General features: G+C 71.8%; 21 protein-coding genes and 4 pseudogenes. 13 read left to right on the forward strand and 12 right to left on the reverse strand.

The annotated features are described in order from the left end of the window. Window positions 1-175: 175 nt before the first annotated feature. From AB0L37_RS30040 to AB0L37_RS30065, 6 genes and pseudogenes are all read left to right on the forward strand, one after another. Window positions 176-3,197 (forward strand): annotated as a pseudogene (locus tag AB0L37_RS30040) (RHS repeat-associated core domain-containing protein). Between the two features lie 18 nt (window positions 3,198-3,215). Continuing rightward, window positions 3,216-3,356, forward strand: coding sequence for an LPXTG cell wall anchor domain-containing protein (locus tag AB0L37_RS30045; RefSeq protein ID WP_365512210.1), 141 nt, complete (start codon window positions 3,216-3,218; stop codon window positions 3,354-3,356). 29 nt (window positions 3,357-3,385) lie between these two features. Next, window positions 3,386-3,457: pseudogene (locus tag AB0L37_RS30050) on the forward strand (DUF4240 domain-containing protein); the annotation flags it as partial. Window positions 3,458-3,668: 211 nt separating this feature from the next. After that, entirely contained in the window at window positions 3,669-5,159 is a 1,491-nt protein-coding gene (locus tag AB0L37_RS30055; protein ID WP_365512213.1) for an FUSC family protein, read from the forward strand. 412 nt (window positions 5,160-5,571) lie between these two features. Further along, window positions 5,572-6,684, forward strand: a complete 1,113-nt coding sequence (locus AB0L37_RS30060; protein ID WP_365512362.1) for a nitric oxide synthase oxygenase — start codon at window positions 5,572-5,574, stop codon at window positions 6,682-6,684. A gap of 57 nt (window positions 6,685-6,741) precedes the next feature. Beyond that, on the forward strand, window positions 6,742-7,779 hold the full coding sequence (locus AB0L37_RS30065; RefSeq protein ID WP_365512216.1) for a lactonase family protein: 1,038 nt from the start codon (window positions 6,742-6,744) through the stop codon (window positions 7,777-7,779). A 142-nt stretch (window positions 7,780-7,921) separates the two neighbouring features. On the opposite strand, the gene AB0L37_RS30070 is transcribed toward AB0L37_RS30065, so the two are convergent. From AB0L37_RS30070 to AB0L37_RS30080, 3 genes are all read right to left on the reverse strand, one after another. Next, window positions 7,922-8,857 (reverse strand): hypothetical protein, encoded by a 936-nt coding sequence (locus AB0L37_RS30070; RefSeq protein WP_365512219.1) that lies wholly within the window; start codon window positions 8,855-8,857, stop codon window positions 7,922-7,924. Window positions 8,858-8,952: 95 nt separating this feature from the next. Continuing rightward, window positions 8,953-9,939: a BadF/BadG/BcrA/BcrD ATPase family protein gene (locus tag AB0L37_RS30075; protein WP_365512222.1), complete on the reverse strand. Its 987-nt coding sequence runs from the start codon at window positions 9,937-9,939 to the stop codon at window positions 8,953-8,955. Continuing rightward, window positions 9,936-10,613 (reverse strand): uracil-DNA glycosylase, encoded by a 678-nt coding sequence (locus tag AB0L37_RS30080; RefSeq protein WP_365512225.1) that lies wholly within the window; start codon window positions 10,611-10,613, stop codon window positions 9,936-9,938. Before AB0L37_RS30080 ends, AB0L37_RS30075 begins: the two co-directional genes overlap by 4 nt. Here AB0L37_RS30080 and AB0L37_RS30085 point away from each other — a divergent pair. After that, window positions 10,593-10,991 (forward strand): annotated as a pseudogene (locus AB0L37_RS30085) (hypothetical protein); the annotation flags it as partial. The gene AB0L37_RS30080 and the pseudogene AB0L37_RS30085 overlap by 21 nt on opposite strands. Window positions 10,992-11,175: 184 nt before the next feature. On the opposite strand, the gene AB0L37_RS30090 reads toward AB0L37_RS30085, so the two are convergent. After that, window positions 11,176-12,279 carry an exo-alpha-sialidase gene (locus tag AB0L37_RS30090; protein ID WP_365512228.1) on the reverse strand — a complete coding sequence of 368 codons (1,104 nt, stop codon included), beginning with the start codon at window positions 12,277-12,279 and terminating at the stop codon, window positions 11,176-11,178. A 700-nt stretch (window positions 12,280-12,979) separates the two neighbouring features. Between AB0L37_RS30090 and AB0L37_RS30095 the strand changes: the two genes are divergently transcribed. Beyond that, window positions 12,980-14,503, forward strand: coding sequence for a M81 family metallopeptidase (locus AB0L37_RS30095; protein WP_365512231.1), 1,524 nt, complete (start codon window positions 12,980-12,982; stop codon window positions 14,501-14,503). 27 nt (window positions 14,504-14,530) lie between these two features. Here AB0L37_RS30095 and AB0L37_RS30100 read toward each other — a convergent pair whose 3' ends face one another. Continuing rightward, a complete protein-coding gene (locus AB0L37_RS30100) occupies window positions 14,531-15,724 on the reverse strand; it encodes a globin domain-containing protein (RefSeq protein WP_365512234.1) in 1,194 nt (397 codons plus the stop codon). Window positions 15,725-15,836: 112 nt separating this feature from the next. Further along, window positions 15,837-16,280 carry an Rrf2 family transcriptional regulator gene (locus AB0L37_RS30105; protein ID WP_365512237.1) on the reverse strand — a complete coding sequence of 148 codons (444 nt, stop codon included), beginning with the start codon at window positions 16,278-16,280 and terminating at the stop codon, window positions 15,837-15,839. Between the two features lie 183 nt (window positions 16,281-16,463). Here AB0L37_RS30105 and AB0L37_RS30110 point away from each other — a divergent pair, with 183 nt between their 5' ends. Further along, the gene (locus AB0L37_RS30110; protein ID WP_365512238.1) at window positions 16,464-17,459 is read left to right on the forward strand and encodes an arabinan endo-1,5-alpha-L-arabinosidase; all 996 of its coding nucleotides are present in this window, start codon (window positions 16,464-16,466) and stop codon (window positions 17,457-17,459) included. Between the two features lie 96 nt (window positions 17,460-17,555). After that, a pseudogene (locus AB0L37_RS30115) lies at window positions 17,556-17,701 on the forward strand (helix-turn-helix domain-containing protein); the annotation flags it as partial. A gap of 86 nt (window positions 17,702-17,787) precedes the next feature. Here AB0L37_RS30115 and AB0L37_RS30120 read toward each other — a convergent pair. Together AB0L37_RS30120 and AB0L37_RS30125 are read right to left on the reverse strand one after the other, a co-directional pair. Further along, entirely contained in the window at window positions 17,788-18,321 is a 534-nt protein-coding gene (locus tag AB0L37_RS30120; protein ID WP_365512241.1) for an MmcQ/YjbR family DNA-binding protein, read from the reverse strand. Window positions 18,322-18,376: 55 nt separating this feature from the next. After that, the gene (locus tag AB0L37_RS30125) at window positions 18,377-19,459 is read right to left on the reverse strand and encodes an NADH:flavin oxidoreductase/NADH oxidase (protein ID WP_365512244.1); all 1,083 of its coding nucleotides are present in this window, start codon (window positions 19,457-19,459) and stop codon (window positions 18,377-18,379) included. A 172-nt stretch (window positions 19,460-19,631) separates the two neighbouring features. Here AB0L37_RS30125 and AB0L37_RS30130 point away from each other — a divergent pair, with 172 nt between their 5' ends. Continuing rightward, entirely contained in the window at window positions 19,632-19,994 is a 363-nt protein-coding gene (locus tag AB0L37_RS30130; RefSeq protein ID WP_365512247.1) for a helix-turn-helix transcriptional regulator, read from the forward strand. Here the strand turns inward: AB0L37_RS30130 and AB0L37_RS30135 are convergent. After that, window positions 19,917-21,299, reverse strand: coding sequence for a nucleobase:cation symporter-2 family protein (locus AB0L37_RS30135; protein WP_365512250.1), 1,383 nt, complete (start codon window positions 21,297-21,299; stop codon window positions 19,917-19,919). The two genes, AB0L37_RS30130 and AB0L37_RS30135, sit on opposite strands and share 78 nt — an antisense overlap. Window positions 21,300-21,422: 123 nt before the next feature. Further along, a complete protein-coding gene (locus tag AB0L37_RS30140; protein ID WP_365512253.1) occupies window positions 21,423-22,763 on the reverse strand; it encodes an NADP oxidoreductase in 1,341 nt (446 codons plus the stop codon). Window positions 22,764-22,889: 126 nt separating this feature from the next. Between AB0L37_RS30140 and AB0L37_RS30145 the strand changes: the two genes are divergently transcribed. Next, the gene (locus tag AB0L37_RS30145) at window positions 22,890-23,501 is read left to right on the forward strand and encodes a DUF6214 family protein (RefSeq protein WP_365512256.1); all 612 of its coding nucleotides are present in this window, start codon (window positions 22,890-22,892) and stop codon (window positions 23,499-23,501) included. 57 nt (window positions 23,502-23,558) lie between these two features. Here the strand turns inward: AB0L37_RS30145 and AB0L37_RS30150 are convergent, their stop codons facing one another. Beyond that, the gene (locus AB0L37_RS30150) at window positions 23,559-24,227 is read right to left on the reverse strand and encodes a DUF305 domain-containing protein (RefSeq protein WP_365512259.1); all 669 of its coding nucleotides are present in this window, start codon (window positions 24,225-24,227) and stop codon (window positions 23,559-23,561) included. A 74-nt stretch (window positions 24,228-24,301) separates the two neighbouring features. Here AB0L37_RS30150 and AB0L37_RS30155 point away from each other — a divergent pair, with 74 nt between their 5' ends. After that, on the forward strand, window positions 24,302-25,807 hold the full coding sequence (locus AB0L37_RS30155; protein ID WP_365512262.1) for a hypothetical protein: 1,506 nt from the start codon (window positions 24,302-24,304) through the stop codon (window positions 25,805-25,807). On the opposite strand, the gene AB0L37_RS30160 is transcribed toward AB0L37_RS30155, so the two are convergent. Continuing rightward, window positions 25,795-26,505, reverse strand: a complete 711-nt coding sequence (locus AB0L37_RS30160) for a helix-turn-helix domain-containing protein (RefSeq protein ID WP_365512265.1) — start codon at window positions 26,503-26,505, stop codon at window positions 25,795-25,797. The genes AB0L37_RS30155 and AB0L37_RS30160 overlap by 13 nt on opposite strands. Between the last annotated feature and the right edge of the window lie 240 nt (window positions 26,506-26,745).

Below are 26,745 nucleotides of genomic sequence, written 5' to 3' on the forward strand. Positions count from 1 at the left end.
GGCGCGATGCTGCCGAAGCGACCCGGCCCCCGTCGTTTCGGAGCGAACTCGGCAGGAGCCGCACGGCAGGACCGGCAGGGCGCCTGCCCTCGCACTCCGTTCGGGAGCGCGTCCGGGCGCGGGAGTTCAGCCCGGCGCGCACCGCGAACGGAGGGCCGGAGCTGCGTGGTCGGCGATGCGGCTCCGGCTGTTCGCGGTCCGCGAGCCGGGCCGTGCTCGGGATCGGGCTCGCCGTCGCGCTGTGCGGGGCGGTGGGGCATCCGGGGGGGGCATCGCCATGGACCGTGTCGGATGACCTGCGGGAGCGAATCGAACCGCTTCTGCGCCCTGGGGCAAGGTGACGCAGCGGTGGTGGCAGCAGTACGAGCGGTACCGGCAGATCCAGGACGACGAAGTGGTCCTCTACGACGCCTCCAGCAACAGCGTCCGCTTCACGAAGAACGCCGACGGCACGTACGCGACGCCCAAGGGTTACTCGAAGAGCCTCACGAAGAACGCGGACGGCACGTACACGGTCAACAGTTGGAAGTCGTCCTCGAAGGACACGTACGACGCGAACGGCACGCTGACCAAGGTCACCGACCGCAACCAGGGCACCATCACGGTCACCCAGCACGACGAGGGCAGCGAGCACAAGGGTTTCAAGCTGACCGAGACCCGTTCCGGCCGCTGGGTCGACCTGTACAAGACGGACGCCTCGCAGTGGCAGGCCAAGGACCACACCGGCCGCACCGCCGTCTTCAACCTGGATGCGGCCGGGAATCTGCACACCACGACGGACGCCGAGGGCAAGACCACCACCTTCGACCACGACTCCTCGCGCCGCCTCACCAAGATCACGACGGCGGAGGGGCGGGTCACCGCGTTCACCTACGACGACGCGAACCGGGTCACCTCGATGCTGCGGGCCACTGACTTCAACGGCTCCGTCCACACCGGCCCGACCTGGACCTACGCCTACGACACGTCGTCTGCGACGGTGGCCGGGACGACGAAGGTCACCGACCCCGAGCAGCACGCGACCTCGTACAAGCACGACGCGGACGGGCAGGTCACCGACGTCACCGACGCGCTGGGCCGGTCCCGCTCGACGAAGTTCGACGCGAACCACAACATCGACACGGCCACGGATGCCATGGGCACTGGCACGAGCGCCGGGAACGTCACCGACTACGGGTTCACCACCCGCAACAACCTGGCCACGATCAAGTCGCCGACCGGCGGGCAGTCGGTGACGAACTGGCAGACCATCGCCGGCGGTGACGTCCCCAAGGACTCCACGAACGCCGACGGCGAGAAGACGTCCTTCACGTACGACACGGCGGGCAACACCAAGTCGGTGGCGCAGACCGGCACGGGCGGCGGCAACGTCTCCTACACCTACAACCCCGCCACCCCCACCTGCGGCGGCTTCGAAGGCCAGCGGTGCACCCAGAAGACGACCATGTCGTCGACGAAGACCGTCACCACGTCCTTCGCCTACGACGGTGAGGGCAACCTGACGACGGTCACGCCACCGTCCCCGGTGGGCAAGACCACCTACACCTACGACGAGTTGGGCCGCACCGAGACCCTCACCGACGGACGGGGCATCAAGAAGGTCTTCACCTACGACAACCTGGACCGCATCAAGACGGTCTCCACGACGAACGACACCGTCCGGTACGCGTATGACGGCGACGGCAACCTGCGCCAGCGCGACGACTCCACCGGCACGGTGACATACGAGTTCGACCCCTTGCAGCGCGAGACGATCCGCACCCTGCAGGACGGCTCCCAGACCCTGCTGGCCTACACCCCGGCGGGCAACGTCGACTACTACCAGGACCCGTCCGGGACCATCGACTACACCTTCAACGAGGTCAACACCCTTTCCTCGCTGAAGGATCAGCAGGGCCGCGTCACGACGTACGAGTACAACCGCAACGACAAGCGGACGGTCACCAAGTACCCGGGCGGTACCGTCCAGACGGTCGGCCTGGACAACTCGATGCGCCCCAAGACGATCAAGACCACTAGTGCCAAGGGCACGCTGGTCGACCTCGCCTACACCTACGGCTACGGTACGAGCGCCGCCACCGACGGCGACAAGATCCGCACCAGGACCGACAACGCCGCGGGCACGAAGACGACCTACACCTACGACGGCGCCGGCCGCTTCTTCTACGCCGAGGAGAACAAGGGCACCACCCTCAACGAGGCCTGGCAGTACTGCTACGACCTCGCCGGCAACCTCACCAGCCAGGGCGTCACCCAAGGCTGCCCCCGCGGCACCACCTACACCATCAACGACGCCCAGCAGATCACCGCGAAGAACGGCTCGAGCACGAACTGGTCCTACGACCAGGTCGGCAACGAGACCGCCGGCGCCTCGACCCCCGAGGGCACCCGCACCGGCGAGAAATGGTCGGATCACAGCCAGCTCACCGCCCTGACCGTCGGTGGCACCACGTACACGGGCCAGTACGGCTCCACCGACCAGAGCGAGAGCATCCGCCTCGGCACCACCTACTTCCACAACGGCCCCATCGGCCTGTCCGCAACCACAACTGGTGGCGTGGACACGGGATTTGTCCGCGAACCCGGGGGGCACCCTGAATTCCATGTCCCGCAGCGGAAAGGCGTACTACTACCTCACCGACGCCATCGGCTCCGTCATCGGCGTGACCGACGAATCCGGCGCGAAGGTGAACACGTACGCCTACAGCCCCCGCGGCGTCACCCGAAGCACCGGCAACGAAACCATCACCCAGCCCTACCGGTTCGCCGGCGGCTACCAGGACGCCACCGGCCTCTACCACTACGCAGCCCGCTACTACGACCCCAACATCGGCCGCTTCACCCAACCCGACCCCTCCGGCCAGGAACAGAACCCCTACCTCTACGCGGCCGGCGACCCCGTCAACAAGATCGATCCCACCGGGCTTTCCGTATTCGGTGACATCGGCAAGATATTCGAGGCGAAGGACTACGGCGAGCTTGGCGCTTCCCTGATACAGGGTGATTTCAAGGAGGCGGCGGCAACGGGTATCGGCATCTGGGCTGGGGCCGTCACACAGGTCGCCTGCGAAGCTGGGCTGGCCGCGCTCTCCGTCCCCACTGGAGGAGTTGCAGGGCTGGCGGGGCAGGGCTTGTGCTTCGGCGCCTCGTACTACGTGGGGAACTGGGCCAAGGACCGGGCGGGTCAGTACCTATAGGAATGAGGGCACAAAGAAATGACGGAGGACCTTTTTCTTCCTCTTGCCAGAGGTGGCGTGACGGGACCGCAGTTGCCTACATGGCTCCTGATAGTAATCATCGTCGGACTGATTTCTCTGGGCCTCTACGGAATATCGCGAAAGCGTAAGGGCCGCTAAATCAGGTAGCTGACGCGCGGGCAGCCGCCTACCTCATCGGTGGCGGCTGCTCGGACGACTCCTTCATGGACTTCAAAGCCGGCCTCATCGCCCTGGGGTGACGGTGTCGGCCGAGTTGGTCCGTTGGCTCTGTGCCAGCTGAGTGATGACGGTGTCGACTGTGCCATTGGTTCAGGATGTTTGGCCTGTGTTGAACCGTCGGCAGGTGTGATGGTGCAATCGGTGTGTCGATGGCGCTGCGGATCCGCAAAGGGTCTCCGCGGCGCCTTTCTCATGTCGTGGCGCATCCAGGTGCGAAAGGGGCGGGGCAACTTGCTGAAGAGGGCGTTCGTGGCGCCGGATCCGGGACGGATGCGGCTGCGTTTCGCGAGCCGGGCCGTGCTCGGGATCGGGCTCGCTGTCGCGCTGTGCGGGGCGGTGGGGCATTCGCTGGTGGCGGCGATCACCGGTGGCTTGGCTGCGCTGCTCGCTCTCTTCACGGTGACCGACGCGACGGTGCGCGGGCAGGCGGTCACGACCGCGCTGCTTCCGGTCGTCGGGCTTCCGGTGCTCGCGCTCGCGGCCGGCCTGCACGAGGTGCCGGTGGCGCGTGACGTGGCCTTCCTCGCGGTGGTCGGGGGCGGCGTGTACGCCCGCCGGTTCGGGCCGCGCGGCCACTCCCTCGGGGTGTTCGCGTTCATGATGTTCTTCGCCACCCAGTTCCTGCACGCCACTCCCGGCCAGCTCCCCGAGCTGTACGCGGCCGTCATCCTGTCGCTCGCCACCGCCGCCACCGTGCGGTTCGGGGTGTGGTGCTACGAGCGGCGGCTGCCCGGGCCGGTTCCCGTCGTTGCGCCCACTGGTGGCACGGGGCTCGCGCGGATCACGACGCGGCAGGCCGTGCAGGCGACCGTGGGGGCGGGGTTCGCGCTCGCGGTCGGGCAGGTGCTGTCGGATCAGCGGTGGTACTGGGCCGTGGGCGCCACGTGGTGGGTGTTCGTCGCGACGACCTCACGAGGCGAGACCGTGGTGCGCGGGTTCCGGCGGTTCCTCGGGACCGTGCTCGGCATCGTGCTCGGCTTCGCCGTGGCCGTGCCCCTGCACCATGAGCCGGTCGCCGCCGCGGTGATCGTCGCGGTCAGTGTCTTCGGGATCTTCTACACCGCGCACGTCTCGTACACGTGGATGATGCTCGCCGTCACCGTCATGGCGAGCATGCTGTACGGGCTTCTCGGCGTCCTCGACCCGGCGCTGCTCGCCCTGCGCGTCAGCGAGACCGCGGTCGGCGCGCTCGGTGCCGTACTCGCCGTTCTGCTGGTCCTGCCGGTGACCACGCACTCGGTGACCGACGCCTGGGTCGAGCGGGCGCTGCGCTGCGTGCACGCGTGCACGGCGGACGCCGCCGCCCGGCTCGCCGGGTCGCCCGCCGCGGACCCGGGCCCGCGCGTCGCGGAGCTGGAGGCGATCCTCGGTCGCGTGCGGCTGTCGCTGAGCCCTCTCGTGCACCCGCTCAGCCCGATGAAGGCCCGCAAGGGACGCGCCCGGCAGGTGCTGGCGCTGCTCGACGACTGCGCCCGTGAGGTGCGCGGCCTCGCCTCCGTGGCCGCCGACCCGGAGGCCTCGCACGACGCGCGGCTCGCCGCCGCCTGCTGGCGGGTGGAGGCCGCCGTCGAGGCGCTCACCGCGCCCGCTCCCTATCCGCGCCGTGTCGACTCCGCGCCGCAGGCCGCTGAGTCCGAACCGGTCCTCGCCCATCTGCACGCCCTGGAGCAGGCCCTCGTCGAGCTCGCCGTCCCGCTGCGCGGCGCACGCCTGGGCGCGTGAGACCGGGCGCGGTCAAACAGGTGTGCGCCCTCATGTAGTTCCGCGCGCTCCCCGGAGGGCCGTGACCGGCCGCCCGCCGGTGCCGACTTGTGGTTGTCTCGCATCGGCGTGGACAGCCCGGCCCCGATCGAGGCACGTGCCCCGGGGGCGTACAGGGCGGATCAGAGTGCCCGAGGGGTGACCCCGCGCCATTGGACGCCAGGGCACGGCCGCGCGGGAGCGAGCCGGTGCCACCGTCGAGCCGTTGGGGGCACCCCATGCGTAGCGACCTGCGCCGGACCGGGAACCACGAGGTGGAGGGCTGGCTCGCCGCCGCCCGGGGCGGGGGTGCCCGGCACGACCGCTGCCCGGTGACCGCGCCCGACGCCCCACGGAACCCGCGCGGGATGCGGGCCGCGCCGCCGCCGAGTTCATCGCCCAGCACCACGCGGAGGAGCGGCTCGGCGACCCGGGCCGCCGCCTCGCCGAAGTCGCCGCCGAGTTCGCGGCCACCGGCACCTACACGCACACCCCGCAGGAACTCGTCTTCGGCGCCCGCGTCGCCTGGCGCAACTCCAACCGCTGCATAGGCCGCCTGTACTGGCGCTCCCTGCGCGTGCGCGATCTGCGCCACCTCACGACGGCGGAGCAGATTGCCGCCGCCTGCGCCGACCACCTGCGCGAGGCCGCTCCCGGCGGCCGCATCCGCCCCCTGATCACCGTCTTCGGCCCGGACGCCCCGGGCCGCCCCGGACCGCGCATCTGGAACGAGCAGCTCATCCGCTACGCCGGATACGTGCGCCGCGACGGGCAGGTCGTCGGCGATCCGCGCGGGGCGGGTCTGACCGCGTACGCCCGCGAGCTCGGCTGGAGCGGTGGCGCCGGCACCCCCTTCGACGTGCTGCCGCTGATCGTGCAGGCCGTCCCGCACACGAAGCCGCGCTGCTTCGAGCTGCCGCCGGACGCGGTCCTCGAAGTCCCGCTCCACCACCCGGAGTTCGACTGGTGGCCCGATCTCGGCCTGCGCTGGCACGCCGTTCCCGCCCTCGCCAACATGTGCCTGGAGATCGGCGGCGTCTGCTACGGCGCCGCCCCCTTCAACGGCTGGTACATGGGCACCGAGATCGGCGCCCGCAACCTCGCCGACACCGACCGCTACAACCTGCTGCCCCACCTCGCCCGGCGCCTCGGCCTCGACACCAGCAGCGACCGCTCGCTGTGGAAGGACCGCGCCCTGATCGAGCTCAACCGGTCCGTGCTGCACTCCTTCGACCTGGCCGGCGTCACCGTCACCGACCACCACACCGAATCCCGCCGCTTCCTCGCCCACCTCGACCGCGAGGAGTCCCGCGGGCGCGCCGTCGGCGCCGACTGGTCGTGGATCGTGCCGCCGATCTCCGGCTCGGCGACCCCGGTCTTCCACCGCACGTACGACGACGTCCAGCACACCCCGTCGTACGTGCACCACCCCGACGCCCATGCTCGCGCCCGCGGGGAGCAGCCGACGGCGGCGCGGCGCCGGACGCCCTGGCCCGATCTGGTCTAGACCCACTGCTACCGTCGGCCGCACGGGCACCGGGCCCGTACGCCGAAAGGGGAAGCAGTGAGCGGCAGACAGGCAGGGCGGGCCCACATCGGATCGTTCACGGCGGCGGGGGGCCGCGGGATCGTCACGGCGGACCTCGACGCCAGGGACGGCAGCCTCACGGTGCTCGGCTCGACGGACGCGCTGCCCGACCCCTCGTACCTGGCGGTCGCGGACGGCCTGCTCTACGCGGTCAGCGAGACGCCCGACGGGGCGGTCGCCGCGTTCCGTACGGACACCGTGCCGCCGGCCCTGACCGCACCGCCGGTTTTGGTGGACGGCGCGGGACCCACGCACGTCTCCGTCTGGAACGGGCACGTCCTGACCGCCAACTACGGCTCCGGCAGCGTCACCGCGCTGCCCTTGCGCCCCGACGGCACCCCGGACGGGGCGGGGCGCGACGTGCTGCGGCACACCGGATCGGGACCGCACCCGCAGCGCCAGCAGGCGCCGCACGCGCACCAGATCGTGCCGGACCCGAGCGGACGCTGGGCGCTCGGCGTCGACCTGGGGACCGACTCGGTCCGGATCTGCGCCCTCACCGACGGCCGCCTCACCCTGCACCGCGAGGCCCCGCTGCGCCCCGGCTCGGGCCCCCGCCACCTGGCGTTCCACCCGTCGGGCGGATACGCGTACGTCCTGAACGAGCTCTCACCCACCCTGACGGTCTGCCGCTGGGACGCCGAGGACGGCACCCTCAAGCCGCTCACGGAGACCCCGATCCTGGCCGGGACGCCGCGCGGCGACGCCTACCCCTCCGAGGTCGTCGTGGCCCCCGACGGCCGGCACCTGTGGGCGGCGACCCGCGGCGAGGACGTCATCTCGGTGCTCTCCCTCGACCCCACGGGCGAGACGCCGACCCTGACGACGACCGTCCCGTGCGGCGGCAACTGGCCCCGCGACCTGGCCCTCGACCCCTCGGGCCGCTTCCTGTACGCGGCGAACGAGCGCTCCGGCGATGTCACGTGGTTCACCGTCGAACCCGGCACCGGCGTACCGGTACGCGGCGGTTCGGTACGGGTACCGGCGGCGTCCTGCGTCGTCTTCGACGCCTGAGCCCGGCCCTGTCAAGCCCGTCCGGCGGGTGAGGACAAGCCTGAAGGGCGACGATCGAGCCCGCAGGGCGAGCCGAACGGAACACCGGGAAGAAACGACGAGAGGCCCGAGGCAACAGCCCCGGGCCTCACGTACGTGCTGCTCAACTGCCAGAGGCGACCGGCTGAGGCGTGATGCCCAGCGCCGTCGTGTACTTGGCCAGCGCCAGCTTCCCCATCGCCGGGTACGCCCCCAGCGGCTCCGCGGCAGCGCACCCCGCGTCCTTGGCGGCGGCCTCGAGCACGCTCGGGTCCAGCTCGGGCCCGATCAGGTACGGCGCGAGCGCCAGCTGCTGCGAGCCGGAGCCGCGCAGCTGCTCGGCGATGGCCGTGACGGCGCCCTCCTCGTCGAGCGCGGCGGCCATCACCGGCACGGCGAGGCGCGCGGCGAGCAGCATGCCGGTGATCCCGGCGGCCTGCACCGCCTCCTCACCGCCGACGGTGACGAGGATGATCCCGTCCGCGGCGGTGGCCACGGTGAACAGGCGGGCGCGGTCGGCGCGGGCGAGCCCGGCCTCCGACAGGCGCACGTGCAGGCCCTCGGCGAGCAGCGGGTGCGGGCCGAGGACGTCCGTCAGCTCGGCGGCGACGCGGCTGTCGGAGATGCCCTGCCGGATCTGCCGGATCTGCGCGTTGTCGGGCCCCGCGAGCAGCGGCACGACGACGGCGACCGGGCCCTCGGGCTCCTTGGCCTCGACACCGGCGGCAAGCGCCTGCTCGTAGCGGGCGGTGCGCTCCTTCGCGGCGTGCGCGAGCACGGACGCGAGGGAGGGGAATTCGGCGGACACCGGGAAGTCGGTGACCTCTCCGTCCACAAAAGCGACCCGCGCGTCCAGGCCGGGCAGCTCGGAACGGGCGATGCTCACGACCTCGTCGGCGAGCATGCGCGTGGCGGCGCTGGGCGTACCGGGCACCGCGAGAACGAGAGACGGCGCGCCCTCGGGGGCGGCCACGGGTTCCGGGCGACGGTGGCGTCCGGGCTGGCGGGGTCGCGGCATTCGTACGGGCAGGCCGGAAGCAGGCCCAGTGGGGGAGCTCATGGCGCCGCATGCTACTGGCTCGACCGGCTCCCTTGTTCGGTCAGGGGGCAGCTGAGCGGTATCCGTCCTTGATTGTCCGTTCAGTTACGGATGCTTCAAGTGTCCAGGTCCGCAGGGGTGTGCGTGGTCTGCGGTACGTAGAGGAGACGCCCGTCGACCGGAAGGTGGAGCGAGTCCGAGGCGAGCGCTCCGGCGATCACCAGGGCCCCGTGCAGCGGGTCGCCCGCGGTGCTCACCACGGTGGCGTGCGGAAGTTGCCCGGCGAGTTCGGTGCGCAGCGGGCCGAGGAGCGGCTCGCCCGTCTTGAACAGGCCGCCGGTGAGGGCGACTTCACCGCCGTGCGGCGGGCAGACGGCGGCGGCCGCCTCGGCGATGTGCCGGGCGGCGTCGCGCAGGATGCCCGCGGCGACCGGGTCGTCGGCGGCGCAGCGCGCCACGTCCGGTGCGAACGAGGCGAGCGCGGCCGGCCGGTCGGTGCGCGGGTAGATGCGTCCCGGCAGGTCACCGGCGGGCCCGAACCGTTCCTCGGCGGCCGTGAGCAGTGCCTTGCTGCCGCCGCGCCGTCCGTCGTGGGCGCGCATCGCGGCGTCGAGCCCGGCCCGCCCGATCCAGGCGCCGCCGCCGCTGTCGCCGAGGAGGTGCCCCCAGCCGTCGGCCCGTCGCCAGCCGTCCAGGTCGGTGCCGAGCGCGATCATGCCGGTGCCCGCGGCGACGACCGCGCCGGGCCGCTGCCCGAGCGCGCCCGCGTACGCGGTGACGGCGTCCCCGGCCAACGCGAGCCGCCCGACGCCCAGTTCACGCGCGAGCGCGCCCGGCAGCTCGGCCCGCAGTCCGTCGCCGAGGGTGGCCATTCCCGCGGCGCCCACGACGACGGCGGACAGTGCGGGACCGTCGGTCGCGGCCAGCAACTCCCGCGCCATCGGCAGGAGTTGCTCCAGCAGATGACCGGCGTCGATCCCGGCCGCCGAGGTCCGTACGGGTTCCCGGGAGACGGCCGTGGCGGCGCGCGCGAGGTCGGCGGTGTCGGCGAGCCCGACCCGCAGCCCCGAGCCCCCCGAGTCCACGCCGAGGACGCGGCTCACGGCAGCCGCCAGTCGATGGGCTGCGCGCCTTGTCGTACGAGGAGGTCGTTGGCCCGGCTGAAGGGGCGCGAGCCGAAGAAGCCCCGGTCCGCCGACATCGGCGAGGGGTGCGGCGACTCGATCGACGGGTGGTCGCCGAGCATCGGCCGCAGGTTGCGGGCGTCGCGGCCCCACAGGATGGACACGAGCGGCCCGCCGCGCGCGGCCAGCGCGCGGATCGCCTGCTCGGTGATCGGCTCCCACCCCTTGTCGCGGTGCTTGCCGGGGCTGCGCGGGGCCGTGGTGAGCGCCCTGTTCAGCAGCAGCACGCCCTGTTTCGTCCACGGGGTGAGGTCCCCGTTCGACGGCTGCGGGAGGCCGAGGTCGGAGCCGAGTTCCCGGTAGATGTTGATCAGGCTGCCGGGCAGCGGACGGACGTCGGGTGCCACCGAGAACGACAGGCCGACCGCGTGCCCCGGAGTCGGGTACGGGTCCTGTCCGACGATGAGCACCCGCACGTCGTCGAAGGGCTGCTGGAACGCGCGCAGCACGTTCGCCCCCGACGGGAGGTAGGTGCGGCCCGCGGCGATCTCCGCGCGCAGGAAGTCCCCCATCGCGGCGATCTGCCCGGCCACGGGTTCCAGGGCCTTCGCCCAGCCCGCTTCGACGATTTCATGCAAAGGTCGTGGTGCCACGGCGTCACCCTACTGCCGTACACGCGCGGGACTTCAACCGGTGGTCGCCCGCGCTCGTCAGGGCACCTCCAGGCAGCGCAGTCCAGCAGACGCCGGGGCGCACGCGCGGGCGCTCCCGGGCCAAGGTCGCCGCCCGTGACAGCTGCCCGCGCGTACCGCCGGGCCGCCGTGACCGCTGCGACAAGACCCTCGACCGCGTCGAACGCCACCGCGCCGCCCAACGGGCCGGAGTGCACGCGCGACCACCTTCGAAGGGAGGATCTCGCCGATGTCCTCGCGGCGGCGGGTGCGGCGCCGGGACCCGAAACTGCGCCCCTGGCAGCCGAGTTGCTCGCCTCCTTCGGCGCCCTGCTGGCCCGCGCCCAGGGCGCGGGTGCCGTCCGCGACGACGTGCACGCGGCCGATGCGCAGGCCATCGTCGCGGCAGCGCTGACGGCCGGGCGTCGACGTGGTCCGCGGAGAAGCGGCGGTGCCGGCAGGCGAGGCTCGCAGAGATCGTCCTCGACTGCCTTCGCCTGCACGGCAGTTGAGCGCTACGGGTGCTGCCTGTGCCGCCCTCCCGTCACCCGACCACCGCCGCGCGCACGCACAGCACGTCCGGCAGATGGGACGCCAACTGCCGCCAGGTGTCGCCGTCGTCGGCCGACGCGTACACCTCGCCGTTGCGGTTGCCGAAGTAGACGCCCGCCGGGTCCGCGTCGTCCGTGCACAGGGCGTCGCGCAGGACCGTGCCGTAGTGGTCGCCCTGCGGCAGGCCCTTCGTGAGGGGCTCCCAGCTCTTGCCCGCGTCCTGGGTGCGGAAGACGCGGCAGCGGTGGTCGGCGGGGACCCGGTCCGCGTCCGCGTTGATCGGGAAGACGTAGGCCGTGTCGCCGCGGTGCGGGTGCGCCGCCGCGGCGAAGCCGAACGTCGACGGCAGGCCCTCGCCGATGTCGGTCCAGCGGCCGCCGCCGTCGTCACTGCGGTACACGCCCCAGTGGTTCTGGAGGTAGAGGCGGTCGGGGTCGGCGGCGTCCCGGGCCACCTTGTGCACGCACTGGCCGAACTCCGGGTCGGGGTCGGGCAGGAACACCGCCGACACCCCGGAGTTCGCGGGGGCCCAGCTCGCGCCGCCGTCCGACGAGCGGAACACGCCCGCCGTCGACACCGCCACCGTCAGCGACCGGGGGTCGCGCGCGTCGGTCAGGATCGTGTGCAGGCCCTCCCCGCCGCCGCCCGGCACCCACTGGGACCGCGTCGGGTGTTCCCACAGCGGGCGGCACAGCTCGAAGGTCTCGCCACGGTCCTCGGAGCGGTACAGCGCGGCCGGCTCCGTGCCCGCGTACACCACGTCCGGTTCGGCTGCCGCCGGGTGCAGCTGCCACACCCTCTCCAGCGAAGTCCCGGTGTCCTTGGGGAACTTGACGGCCGGCGAGGACGGCTCCGTCCACGTACGGCCCAGGTCGTCCGAGTGGAAGACGGACGGGCCCCAGTGTGCGCTGTCCCCGCCCACGAGCAGCCGTGGCGTGTCGCCTCGGGTGTCGATGGCCACCGAGTACACGGCCTGCGCGTTGAAGTACGGACTCTCATCGAACTCGAACGTCCCGGTCCCCGAGGACGCGCCACCGCGCCTGCGGCCCAGGAACAGTCCCTTGCGTGTGCCCACCGCCAGCAGCACATCAGCCATGCCGAACACCTCCGAAACATCGTTGTCTCTCCAGGTACCGGCCAGTCTGCACCCCGCCACTGACAATGGCCGTCGCACCGGCATCGCCCCAGGTCACACGGTCTGTCCCGACGTGCGGGCGCCCGCAGGCGCGCAGCACGAACCCGCGCAGCCCGCCGGGCTCCAGGTCCTACCACCGCCCGCGCGCCCAGCGCTCCGCGAGCGCGCCCGCGTCCCGCGCCGAGATCCCGATCCGGTGCCCCGCGGCAGCCGCGCGGACAGCGGCGTCGTGACCACTCACGCCCCGCCTGGCGCGAGCGGCCGCCGCCCCGGGCCGCGACCGTCGCCTTGCGCCGCAGGAGCGCGTACACGAGGCGCATCCACACGCCATCGAAGGAAGCGGCCGGCAGCGCGGAGACGGCCGCCCCGTCCTCGAAGTCCACGGAGACGGCCGCCCCGTACTCGAAGTCCGCCCGGTGCGGGTCAACGGCAGGCCGAGCACTTCGTACCGGTACCGCACCGTCGCCACCGACGCCTCTGTCCAGTCGACCGCGGTCGTCGCGCAACCGAGCCCCGCCAGTTCCGCCGCCCAACCCCCGAGCCCGCAGCCGACATCCAGCGCCCGCCGCGTCGGCACCGCAACAGACCGGCGCAGAAGACAAGTGAGCCGCGACGGGCGACGCCATGGAGGCCGTGCCGACGCGCACATAGAGTGCCGCCCGTGACCGCATCCCACGCCACCCCAGTGACCGGCCGCCGCCTGCGCATCGGCATCGGAGGCATCGGCATCGAGTCGTCCACGTTCTGCCCGCACCGCACCACAGCCGCCGACTTCCGGCAGACCCGCGGCGGCGAACTCCTCGACCGCTACACGTGGACGAAGGCCGACGAGGGCGTCGAGTGGGTGCCGCTGCTGCACGCGGTCGCCCTGCCCGGCGGACCGGTGGAAGCGGAGTCGTACCTGACGCTGAAGGACGAACTCGTCACCCTCACAAGGGAGTCGGGTCCGCTCGACGGACTCGTGTACGACATTCACGGCGCCATGAGCGTCGTCGGACTCACCGACGCCGAGGCCGATCTGACGGAGGCGGTGCGTGCCGCGCTCGACCACGTCGGCAGCCCGGACGGCGCCCGGCCGCTGATCTCCGCCGCGATGGACCTGCACGGCAACGTCTCGCGCCGCTTCGCCGCCCCGGTCGACCTGCTCACCGCCCACCGGCTCGCCCCGCACGAGGACGCCTGGCAGACCCGCGAGCGCGCCGCCCGCAACCTCGTGCGCTGCCTGCGCGAGGGGCTGCGCCCGCACCGCGCCTGGGTGCAGATCCCGGTCCTGCTGCCCGGCGAGAAGACCAGCACCCGGCTCGAACCCGCGCGCTCCGTGTACGCCTCCCTTGCCGACATCGAGAAGAAGGACGGCATCCTCGACGCGGCGCTCTGGGTCGGCTACGCGTGGGCCGACGAGCCGCGCTGCACGGCGGCCGCCGTCGTCACCGGAGCCGACGCCGAACTGGCCCTAGAGGAAGCCGAGTTGCTCGCCCGCCGCTACTGGGGCGCCCGCAAGGACTTTGCCTTCGTCGGCCCGACCGGCACCGCGGACGCGTGCATCGAGCAGGCCGTCGCGTCGGACCGACGCCCGTTCCTGATCAGCGACTCGGGCGACAACCCGACCGCGGGCGGCGCCGGCGACCTCGCGTACATGCTCGGCAGGCTCCTCGCGCACGACGCCATCCGTGCGGGCCGGGTCACCGCCCTCCATCCGGGCATCACCGACCCGGCCGCCGTCGCCGCCTGCGCCGAGGCCGGGGTGGGCGCGCAGGTGACCCTGTCCGTCGGCGGCAAGGTCGACCCGCACCACGGCGGACCGTACGAACTCACGGGCGTGGTCGAGGCGTTGGGCGTCGGCACCGACCGCGTCCCGGAGGCGGCCGTCCGCGTGGGCGGCCTCACCGTCCTCCTGGTCGCGCGCCGCACCCCGTTCCACACCCTGGCCGACTTCCTGGGCCCGGCCGACGGCGGCATCGGCGTCGACCCGCGCACCTACGACCTCGTCGTCGTCAAAATCGGCTACCTGGAACCGGAGTTGTACGACCTGGCCGCCGACTGGCTCCTCGCGCTCACCCCCGGCGGCGTCGACCAGGACCTCGTACGCCTGGGACACCACAAGGTGCGACGCCCCCTGTACCCGTTCGACGAGGACGCGTACGAGTCGGGAGCCGGGCCGGATCTCCGGCCCGTGCTGCTGTAGCCGCGGTTCGGCGACGCCGCCCGACGGTCAGGCCGCCGCCAGCCACAGGTCGGGCCCGAACACCTCGTAGTGGATGTCCGCCGGCGCGACCCCCTTGGCCAGCAACTGCTCGCGCACGGCGCGCATGAAGGGCAGCGGACCGCAGAGGTAGGCGTGTGTGCCGGGGGCCACCGGGAGGTCCGTCAGGTCGGCCAGGCCGGTGTGGTGGCCGGTGCCCGCCTGGCGCTCGTACCAGAAGTGCGCGGCGGCGTCGGGGAGTTTGGCGGTGAGTGCCTCGTGGGCGGTGCGCAGCGCGTGGGTCGCGGGGGAGCGGTCGGCGTGCACGACCGTGACGGGGCCCTCGTGCCGCTGTGCCACCAGGTCCTCCAGCATGGCGAGGACCGGGGTGCAGCCGATGCCCGCGGAGGCGAGCAGCAGCGGCGCCCCGTCGGTCGCCAGAACCAGATCGCCGTACGGGGCCGAGACGCGCAGCCGGTCGCCCTCGCGCAGGTGCGTGTGCAGGTGGTGCGAGACCTCGCCGTCGGGCGTGGCGGCGGTGCCGGGCACCCGCTTCACCGCGATCGAGCGGGTCGCCGCGGAGGGCGCCCCGGTCAGGCTGTACTGGCGTATCTGCCGTGCCCCGTCGGCGAGTTGGACCTGCACGGACACGTACTGGCCCGCCTTGAACGCGGGGGCGGGCGCGCCGTCGGCCGGGCGCAGCAGGAAGGAGGCGACGTCGGCGGTCTCCTCGGCGCGCGAGACGACCTCCCACTCGCGCCACACGTCGCCCTCGGCCACGCCCTGCCCGGCGTAAAGGCGCGCCTCGATGGCGATGAGGGCGTTCGCCATCAGCCAGTACACCTCGTCCCAGGCGGCCGCCACCTCCGGCGTGACCGCGTCGCCGAGGACCTCGGCGATGGCTTCGAACAGGTGCTGGTGCACGACCGGGTACTGGTCGGCGCGCACCCCGAGCGAGGCGTGCTTGTGCGCGATGCGGTCGAGCATCACGTCCGGCCGGTCGTCCGGGTGGTCCACCAGGTACCCGGCGAACGCCGCGATGGAGCCCGCGAGCGCCTGCCGCTGGCTGCCGGCCGCCTGGTTCCCGCGGTTGAACAGGTCGCGCAGCAGCTCCGGGTGGGCGGCGAAGAGCTTTTCGTAGAACAGCCCGGTGATGTCCTCGATGGCGGCTCCGACGGCGGGGAGCGTGGCACGGACGACGGTGGCGGACTGGGCGGTGAGCATCAGCAGGACTCCTTCGAGGATGGACGCTGCGTCGACGTGATCGACTTAATATGCATCTGAGACTCGTATTTAACGGTGCGGGTGAGGACCCGGCCGCACCATGGTGGCGGGGTCAGCCCGTGGGGGGCGAGGGCGAAAGGGTCACGAGCAGGGGACCGGTCGGCGCCTTGACAAGGTCGGTGAGGGTGAGCGGGTCGAGCGAGGCGAAGAACGCCTCCTGCGCCTCCCGCAGCGCCCCGCGCAACCTGCATGCCGCGCGCAGCGGGCACGGTGTCGCGCCCTCGCACTCGACGACGTCCCCCGGGCCTTCGAGTTCCCGCACGAGCCCCCCGACGGAGGCCGCCCGCCCGGCCGCGGTGAGCGCGAGCCCGCCGCCCCGGCCGCGCCGCGCCTCGATCAGGCCCATGTGCTGCAGCTTCGCGACCACCTTCGCGGTGTGCGTGTACGGCACCTCCATGGCACCCGCGACCTCGCGCGTGGTGGGCAGTTCGCCCTCCTCGACCGCGAGGCGCATGAGCACCCGCAGGGCCAGATCCGTGAATCGCGTCAGCCGCATGAGCGCACGCTACAAATCTGGTATCTGAAATGCAAATTAGGGGTGGTGTCGGTGAGGCGTGCGGAAGTCATTGACGCGGAAGCGCTTCGACCCTACGTTCCCGTCCGAAGTCGCGACCATCGTTCGAAATCACGGACGACGTCGCGCACAACATCACGGACAACTGTCCCGAAGGAGAGCCGCGTGAGCCGCCGCACCCCCCTCCGCACCCGCCGCCCCCGTCGCACCAGAACCGCGCTCCTCGCCCTGCCGGCCGCCGCCCTGCTGGCCCTGATCCCGTCGACCGCGTCCGCGTATCCGAACCCCGGCACGGTCACCGGCGCCACCGTCGTCCACGACCCCACCATGATCCGCACCTCCGGTGGCCGCTATCTCCTCTACGCGACCGGCGGCGGCCTCGGCTACCGCACCTCCACCGACCGGATCGCGTTCAGCGCCGGCAGCGACGCCTTCACCACGAAGCCGTCGTGGTGGTCGTCGTACGCGAGCGAGGCGTGGGCGCCCGACATCTCGTACCACGGCGGCAAGTACCTGATGTACTACGCCGTCTCGACCTTCGGCTCCAACAAGTCCGCGATAGGCGTTGCCGGTTCGGCCACCGGCCTGCCCGGCTCCTGGAGCGACTACGGCGTCGTCTACACGTCCACCACGTCCAGCGACTACAACGCCATCGACCCGAACCTCTTCGTCGACGACGACGGCAAGTGGTGGCTGTCGTTCGGGAGTTGGTGGACCGGCATCAAGATGATCCAGATCGACCCGTCGACCGGCAAACAGCTCTCGTCGAACACGACGCGCTACTCGCTGGCGTCCCGCCCGACCGGCACCAAGGCCGTCGAGGCCCCGTACATCGTCAAGCGCAACGGCTCCTACTACCTCTTCGCCTCGTACGACACCTGCTGCGCGGGCACCAGTTCCACGTACAAGGTCAAGGTCGGCCGGGCCACGAGCATCACCGGCCCGTACTACGACAAGAGCGGCGTCGCCATGACGAACAACGGCGGCACCCCGGTCCTGGAGTCGCACGGCAGCGTCATCGGCCCCGGCGGGCAGTCCATCATGAACGACACCGACGGCGACCTGATCGTCTACCACTACTACGACGGCAACGACAACGGCACCCCGAAGCTCGGGATCAACCTGCTGAACTGGAGCTCCGGATGGCCCGTCGCCTACTGAGCGCGTGACGGAGCCGGGCGGCCCCCAACGTGTGAGGGCCGCCCGGCGCCGGAACCGTTCCTCCGCCGCGCTCTGCGCCTCAAGGCGCACTTTCTCCTCGCCGCGTTCCTCGACGCGTCGGGGTCGTGGCAGCGCTGCGCCGAGCAACTCCACGTCCACGTCAACACGTTGCGCTACGGCTCCGGCGCGTCGAACAGCTCACCGGACACAGCCTCGCGACCCTCCGCGACCGCACCGACTTCTGCCGGCGCTCGGCATCGACCGACACGTCGGCGTGGTGCGCCCGCCCAACTGGGCGGCATGGTCCACGAGATGGGCGACGCGCCCCTCAGTCGGCCCGCAGGGCGCGCCCCTGTTTCTCCAGCTCCGCCGCGAGCACGCGCACCGCCTTGGGCCCCACACCGTGCAGCGCGAGCAACTCGGCCTCGGTGCGCGTGGCGACGAGGTCGAGCGTGGCGAGGCCGGCGCCCAGCAAGGCGCGCGTGGCGGGTCTGCCGATGCCCGCCGGGAGGTCGGCGGGTGAACCGGACTCGGCGGTGGCCGGCGACCGGGTGAGCCGCTGGGGTGCGCGGCTCGCCCAGGACGCACGGACGAGAGCGTTCAGATCCTTGCCGTTCACCGCGGCCAGCGGCACCCGGAAGCCGATCGGCGTGTCGCCGCGCAGCACCGGCTCGCCGTCGGGGTGCGTGGTCACGGCGGCCCCCACCTCGTCCGGCGGAAGCCGGAGCTGAACATCCCCGTCCTTGGTGACGGACGCGAACGCCTTCCCGCGTACGGAGAAGGAGACCATGCCGAAATGCGTCCCCTCCTCGACCTCGGGAAGGGCGAGCGCGGCCTTGCGCAGCTGGGTCAGTGTGGTCATGCGCCCAGTCTGGCAGCGGGGTCCGACAACCGGAGTCGAGTCCTCCGGTCCGTCGTCACACCGAGCGGTGGTACTGGTCCGGCACGTGCACGTCCGCGCCGAGCTCGCGGGCCGCGTGCCGGGCGAAGGACGGGTCGCGCAGGAGTTCGCGCCCGAGCAGGACCGCGTCCGCCTCGCCGTTGGCGATGATCTTCTCGGCCTGCTCGACGTCGGTGATCAGGCCGACCGCGGCGGCCGGGACCCCCGCCTCGCCCCGCACGCGCGCGGCGAACGGCACCTGGTAACCGGGGCCGACCGGGATGCGCACGCCCGACGCGTTGCCGCCGGTGGAGACGTCGATCAGGTCCACGCCGTGGGCCTGGAGCTCGGTGGCGAACCGCACGGTGTCGTCGGCGGTCCAGCCCGCCTCGTCCTCCAGCCAGTCCGTGGCGGAGATCCGGAAGAACAGCGGCAGCTCCTCGGGCCACACGGCGCGCACCGCGTCGACGACCTCCAGGGCGAACCGGGTGCGGTTCTCGTACGAGCCGCCGTACTCGTCGTCCCGCTTGTTGCTGTGCGGGGAGAGGAACTGCCCGATGAGGTACCCGTGCGCGCCATGGATCTCGGCGACCTCGAACCCGGCGTCGAGGGCGCGCCGCGCGCCGTCCGCGAACTGCCGGACGATCTCCTTGATGCCGTCGACGGTCAGCTCGGTCGGCACCGGGTGCTTCTCGTCGAACGCGATCGCGCTGGGTGCGACGGCCTGCCAGCCGTGGGCGTCGGCGCCGACCGGGGCGCCGCCCTTCCAGGGACGGTCGGTGGAGGCCTTGCGGCCCGCGTGTCCGAGCTGGATCCCGGCGATCGTGCCCTGCGACTTCAGGAACGACGTGATCCTGCGGAACGCCTCCACCTGTACGTCGTTCCAGATGCCGAGGTCGTACGGGGAGATGCGGCCCTCGGGCGAGACCCCCGTCGCCTCGACGATGATCAGGCCCGTGCCGCCGGCCGCGCGGGCGCCGTAGTGCTGGAAGTGCCAGTCGTTCGGGGCGCCGGTGAGCGGGCCCTCGGGGGCCGCGCTGTACTGGCACATCGGCGGCATCCAGACGCGGTTCGCGGCGGTGAGGGACCGGAGGGTGTAGGGCTCGAACAGCGCGCTCACGGCGGACTCCATTCGGTACGGCTCGGCATCGCCCGGGGCCGGTGCGGCCCGGACGCTCGCTTCGTACGATAGGCATCGTAGTACGGCAGCTGTCAAACTACGATGGGTCTCGTACAATGAGCCGTGAAGGCCGGGGCACAGCCGTGACGTCCGGGACACAAGGGGAGCCGCCATGACGACCGCAGCACCGCACAGCACCGGAAGCCGCGCCCTGGAACACCCGGCCCGCGAGGAGATCCGCCTCGAAGCGGTGCTGCACGCGCTCTCCGACCCGATGCGGCTCGCGGTCGTCCGGGAGATCGCCGGGGCGCGCACCGCCGAACTGTCCTGTTCGCAGATCGACCTGCCCGTCACCAAGTCCACCACCACGCACCACTTCCGGGTGCTGCGGGAGAGCGGGGTGATCGAGCAGGTCTACCGCGGTACGGCCAAGATGAACGGGCTGCGCAGGGCCGACCTAGACGCGCTGTTCCCCGGCCTTCTCGACAGCGTTCTCGACGCGGCTGCCCGGCAGGCCGACCGGCTCGGCGGCTGACCCCTCGGGTGAACTCCCCTTCTGGGGAAGGTGGTTGAAGAGCAGGTTCAGGGTGATCGCGGTGAGGCAGCCCGCGCTGATCCCGCTGTCCATGATGGTCTGGAACCAGTCGGGGAACTGCGTGTAGATGTCGGGTACGCCGACCGGCAGCACGCCGATCGCGACCGACACGGCGACGATCGTCAGGTTGTGGTTGCCCTGGAAGTCGACCTTGGCGAGGGTGCGCAGACCGCTCGCCGCGACCGTCCCGAACATCACGAGTCCCGCGCCACCGAGCACCGGCGCCGGGATCGCGGCGACGACCGCGCCGAGCTTCGGCAGCAGGCCGAGCAGTACGAGGATGCCGCCGGCCGTGGCGACGACCCAGCGGGAGCGGACCCGCGTCATGCCGACGAGTCCCACGTTCTGCGCGAACGCGGTGTAGGGGAACGTGTTGAACACGCCGCCGAGCAGCGTCGAGAAACCGTCGGCGCGCAGGCCGTCGCCGAGCGCGCGCGGCGTCACCGGACGCTCGGTGATCTCGCCGACCGCGATGAAATCGCCGGTCGTCTCGGTCATCGAGACCAGCGCCACCACCAGCATCGACACGATCGCCGCGCCGTGGAACTCGGGCGCGCCGAAGTGGAACGGCGTGCTGATGCCCACCCAGTCCGCGTCGCCGACCCCGCCGAAGTCCGTGAAGCCGGTCGGTATCGCCACCGCCATGCCGACGACGATGCCGACGAGCACCGCGATCCGGCTCAGGAACGCGGGCGCGAACCGCTGCACCGCGAGCACCACCACCAGGACGAACGCGGCGAGCCCGATGTTCTTCGGCTCACCGAAGTCCTTCGAGCCGGCGCCGCCCGCGACCCAGTTGCCCGCCACCGGCAGCAGCGAGACGCCGATGACGAGGATCACCGTGCCGGTCACCAGCGGCGGGAAGAACCGCAGCAGCCGTCCGAAGACCGGCGCGAGCAGCATCATGGCGAGCCCTGCGACGATCACCGCCCCGTAGATCGCGGGCAGCCCGCCGCCCGTCGTCCCGATGAGCACCATCGGCGACACGGCCGCGAACGTACAGCCCTGCACGATCGGCAGCCGGATCCCGAAGCGCCACACGCCCACACATTGGATGAGCGTCGCGATCCCGCACACCAGCAGATCGGCGGTGATGAGATACGCGAGATCGGCGGGCGACAGCTTCATCGCCCCGCCCACGATCAGCGGCACGGCGACCGCGCCCGCATACATCGCAAGGACGTGCTGCAACCCGAACGCCGCCAACTGGCGTGCGGGCGGGACCTGATCCACGGGGTGTGTCATGCGTGCTCCAAGGCCTGGAAAGTCACGGGGACGTGAGGGAGGCGGCAGCACGAGACCGTAATCCGCTTAAACGGTTTGTTGATTTCGCGTGTGTTGCCGGGATGTGTCGCCCTCGCCGGTGGTCTACGAGGCCCCGGCCGCGGCCAACAACCCGGCCCAGTCAGGGATCTTGACCGACCCGCGCCCCAGCGTCCGCCCCAGCTCCGCCTCGGCCCGCTCGATCGCCCGCCACCCGTCCCACGCCACGGGCCGCACCCCGGCGGCGAGCAGCCCGGCGAGCGGATCACCCGCCAACTCCTTGTGTACGAGGGCGGGGGCGTCGTCGAGCAGGGAGGTCACCGTCTCCTTGGCGCAGGGCCGGTTGGTGCCGATCACACCGGTCGGGCCGCGCTTGATCCACCCCGCGACGTACTCCCCGGGCGACACCGTGCCGTCGCGCAGCACCCGCCCCGCCGTGTGCGGCACGGTCCCCGTGGCAGCGTCGAACGGCAGCCCCTCAAGGGGCACTCCGCGGTATCCGACCGAACGGAGCACCAGTTCCGCCGCGATCTCCCGGTACGTCTGCGTGCCGATCACGCCGCCGTGCCCGTCGGGCCGCGTCCGCTCGAACCGGACCCCGGCCACCCGCCCCGCACCCTCGACGATCTCGACCGGGCGCAGGAAGAACCGCAGATGGATCCGGCGCTCGGCGTCCGGCGCCGGTTCGGCGGCCCACGCACGCAGCACCTCCACGTTCCGGCGGGCCGCGGCGGGCAGCGCCGACGGATCGACGTACGCCGGGTCGAGCGCCAACTCGGCCTCGTCGACGACGACTTGGACCCCGGGGAGCGAGCCGAGCTCGCGCAGTTCCTTGGTGGTGAAGCGGGCCTGCGAGGGCCCGCGCCGCCCGACCATGTACACGTCCCGCACCCGGCTGGCGGCGAGGGTCCCGAGCGCGGCCTGCGGGATGTCGGTGGGCGCGAGCTCGGCGGCGCCGCGGGCCAGCATCCGCGTCACGTCCACCGCCACGTTCCCCACGCCGATGGTGACGGCCGTGCGCACATCGCGTACGAAACCGTCGTCACGCGCGTCCGGATGCGCGCTGTACCAGGCGACGAAGTCGGTCGCCGACCAGCTGCCGGGCAGGTCCTCGCCGGGCACCCCGAGCCGGCGGTCGGCAGCGGCGCCCACGCAGTAGACGACCGCGTGGTAGAGGCCGAGCAGTGTCGCGGGCGGCAGCGCGGGGCCGATGCCGACGCCGCCGAGGAAGCGCACCCGCTCGTCCTCGAGCACGGCGCGCAGATTGTTCTGGAGCGACTTGATCTTCTCGTGGTCGGGCGCGACGCCGTAGCGCACCAGGCCGTACGGGCACGGCAGCCGGTCGAGCACATCGACCCGGACGTCCGGGACGCGGACCTGCTGCACGAGGCTCTGGGCGGTGTAGACCCCGCTCGGCCCCGAACCGACGACGGCGATGTGCGGCACGGGCGGCTCCTTCCGCTGATGCTGCAGGGCGGTCTGCTCTCAGCATGGCACCGCGAGGTGCGGCGGGGGAGTGGTCGTCTGCGCGCCCTCAGCGACCAAGTGTGATCACAGGGTTACCGTTCATCTGTGCTGGAGAGTTCATTCTTTGATGCTTTCGATCAATATCGACCGAACAGTTCCGTCTCTGAGTGGCCGCAGGGGGAGATCCACGGGCACGATCCGGCCGCGGGGGAGTCGGAACAGGGCTGGGGCACCGAGCCGCGAGGGGAGTCCCCGCCACCGTGGTGCCACATCCGGCTCACCTTCGGCGACGGCGCGCATGTGGACATGCTGGCCGTGGTCGCGGACGGCCGGGGCTGCATCGATGACGGGCGCGCGCAGCCGCCGCTCACCCCCGGCGAGTTCGCCGTGCTCGGGGAGGGGGCCGGGGGTCCGGCAGGGGACGACTGCCGGGTCGTCGACGGGCAGCAGGCCGGCACCCGGGCCGACGTGGAGCCCCGCGGCGCCTGCGAGGCGGCGGCCGCGCAGCCGGTGGGCCGCCGTGCCCGCCCGGCCCGGCCGCGCGGCGTGGAAGGACGGCGCGTCGTCGCCGAGATCTATCGCGGCGCGCAGCAGGAGGGCCGCGACCCCGTCCTCGCCGTCATGTGCGCGACCGGCCACAGCCGCCGCAAGTCGCTGCGGCTGATCGCGGCGGCGCGGGACGCGGGCTTCCTGGCGCCGCGTCACAACCGGCGATGAGAGGTCCCGTACGACCGGTCGTGAGAAGTCCCGTACGACTGGAGACCGCAGTCCCCGTCAGGACATCTCCCGCATCCGGCTGATCTCGGAGGTCTGCTGCGCGATCACGTCGTCGGCCATCTCCTCGACCTGCACGTCGTTCCCGTCGCTCTTGACCTCGGTCGCCATGGTCACCGCCCCCTGGTGGTGCGTGATCATCAGCTTCAGGAACAGGGCGTCGAAAGCCTTCCCGCGGGCGGCCCGCAACTTCTTCAGCTGCGCCTCGGTCGCCATCCCCGGCATCGCCTCGTGCCCGGCGTGCCCCGACGCCGCCTCCTCGCGGCCGTGGCGCTTCAGCCAGCCGCGCATCGTCTCGATCTCCGGCGCCTGCGCCGCGGAGATGCGCTCCGCGAGCCGCTTGACCCGGGTCGACTCGGCCTGTTCCGGGGCGAGTTCGGTCATCACCAGCGCCTGCTCGTGATGCTGGATCATCATCTGGGCGTACGTGACGTCCGCCGAGTTGGGGCCCTCGTCGGCGTTCCGCTTCTGCGCGTCCTTCGCCGACAGCGTCTCGGCCGCCTCTCCCGGCTTGCCCGGGGCGATCACCGAAGGCCCGCTCGACGCAGGCGAGTTGGCGTCGTCGGAGCCCCCTGAGTCGCACCCGGACAGCCCCAGCGCCGCCGCCACGATCAGCGCGGCAACAGCAACTTTCATGACGATCGCGTTGCCATCTATTGATCTGTGCATGAGGAAGACGATACTCGGGGGATCCGTGAACCGTTCACGTATGTACGACGTCACCGTCAACCAGGGAGACAACAGTGACCCTGTTGCAGAACTCCGCCCGAACGCGTCGCAGACGCCTGGGAGTTGCCGCCGCCGCGGCCGGACTGCTCGGCGCGCTGCTCGCCGCGGGACCCGTGTCGGCGACCCCCGACCCGGGCGACAGGTCCGCGGCGCCCAAGAGCGTCTCGCGGAGCACCGAGGCCGAGGCAGAGGCGGCGATCGCCGCCGGTGAGATACCCGGCCAGGACGAGATCGTCCACTCGGCCAACATCGAGCACCTCACCAACATCCCCAAGGACGCGCTCCCCGGCCTCAACACGGACCTCGCGTTCCAGGGCAAGTACGCCTTCGCCGGCAACTACGACGGCTTCCGCATCTTCGACCTGAGCGACCCGAAGGCCCCGAAGACCGTCGCCCAGGTCCTGTGCCCGGGCTCCCAGAACGACATCTCGGTCTCCGGGAACCTGCTGTTCCTGTCCACGGACAGCTCCCGCAGCGACAACTCGTGTTCCTCCACCACCCAGCCGGCGACCGAGAAGTCGTCCTGGGAGGGCATGAAGGTCTTCGACATCAGCGACAAGACGAACCCGAAGTACGTCGCCGCCGTCGAGACCGCCTGCGGCTCGCACACGCACACCCTGGTGCCGAAGAAGAGCAACGTCTACATCTACGTCTCCTCGTACTCGCCGAGCGCGACGTTCCCCGACTGCCAGCCGCCGCACGACGGCATCTCCGTCATCAAGGTGCCGCGCAACGCGCCCGAGAAGGCCGCGGTCGTCAACTTCCCCGTCCTGTTCCCCGGTGAGGGCCCGGACGGCGGCGGCAACCCGGGCGCGCCCACCAACCCGGGCGTCTCCAAGACCACCGGCTGCCACGACCTCACGGTCCTGCCCTCCAAGGACCTGGCGGCGGGCGCCTGCATGGGCGACGGCATCCTGTTCTCCATCGCGGACCCGGAGAACCCGAAGGTCATCGACCGGGTCCAGGACAACGTGAACTTCGCGTTCTGGCACTCGGCGACCTTCAACCAGAAGGCGAACAAGGTCGTCTTCACCGACGAGCTCGGCGGCGGCGGCGCGGCCACCTGCAACGAGGCCATCGGCCCGCACCGTGGCGCCGACGGCATCTACGACATCGTCGGCAAGGGCGACAAGCGCAAGCTCGTCTTCAAGAGCTACTTCAAGATCCCGCGCCACCAGGCCGACACCGAGAACTGCGTCGCGCACAACGGCTCGCTCATCCCGGTCAAGGGCAAGGACATCATGGTCCAGGCCTGGTACCAGGGCGGCGTCTCGGTCTGGGACTTCACCGACTCCACCCGCCCCAAGGAGATCGGCTACTTCGAGCGCGGCCCGCTGTCCACCGACACCATCAGGACCGGCGGCTCCTGGTCGGCGTACTACTACAACGGTTTCATCTACTCGAACGACATCGCCAAGGGCTTCGACGTCCTGAAGCTCAGCGACCCGCGCACGGACCCGGCCAAGAAGATCCACCTGGGCGAGCTGAACGTCCAGACGCAGCCGGACTACTTCGGCTGACCGTCGTCCGCGTTCGGGGCCAGCGGTTCGAAGTAGCGTGAGAAATCGGCCGCACGGCCGTGTTCGGGGCTCTCGTCGGGCGGGGCGTCATCGGCGTCGCCGCCCGGCGGGAAGCCCTGTTCCCATCCCAGGCCGTACCGCCGGAACAGCTCGGCCCGCATGACCCGCAGCGGCATCGGGGCGCCCGGCACGAGCATCGCGAAGACGCCGCCCATGAGCACGGCGCGCAGCATCGGATAGTCCGTGTCGACGTCCATCGTCCCGTGCCGTACGACCGTGTCCCGCAACAGCGCCGCGAGCCGCTGCTGCTCGGCGCACTGCACGAACCCTTCCGCCTGCAGGATCCCCGCCATGTGCGTCCGCATGAGCACGGGCTGGTCGCGGGCGAGCCCGAGGATCGCGTCGATCGCCCGCGCGAGCCGCTCGTCCCCGTCGCTCTCCGCGGGCCGCGGCTCCCGCTCCAGGGCCTCCTGGAGCGTCCGGTTCATCAGCCGGTGCACCGCGGACTGGAGCAACTGCCGCTTGCCGGGGAAGTAGTACGAGACCAGCCCCCGTGCCGACCCCGCCCGGTCCGCGATGTCCCCGAGGGTCGTCGCGTCGTACCCGCGCTCCCCGACGAGTTCCAACGTCGCCTGCAGAAGCCGTTCGCGGGAACGTCGGCGCAACTCCTCATTGACCGATGCGCTGCGGGGGGACATTCTTGACTCCTGCGTTGACTGGCTCGCAGCCAACTATACTCAGCGCGTCCAGGCCACCGGCCCCTCGGGGCGAGGTGCGCTTGGTCAGGCCGGCCGTATCGGGCGACGCGGGGGATCGTCCGATACGGCCGCCCCACGACCGGCCCCCGGACGGTGTCGGCGCCGCCCGGGGGCCGGTGCTTTTTCCGGCGTGCGGTCGCTCGGCACGTTCCGGGAGGGAGAAGACACGGGCGCCCCCGT

The sequence above is a fragment of the Streptomyces sp. NPDC052225 genome, from assembly GCF_040679615.1.
GTDB lineage: Bacteria > Actinomycetota > Actinomycetes > Streptomycetales > Streptomycetaceae > Streptomyces.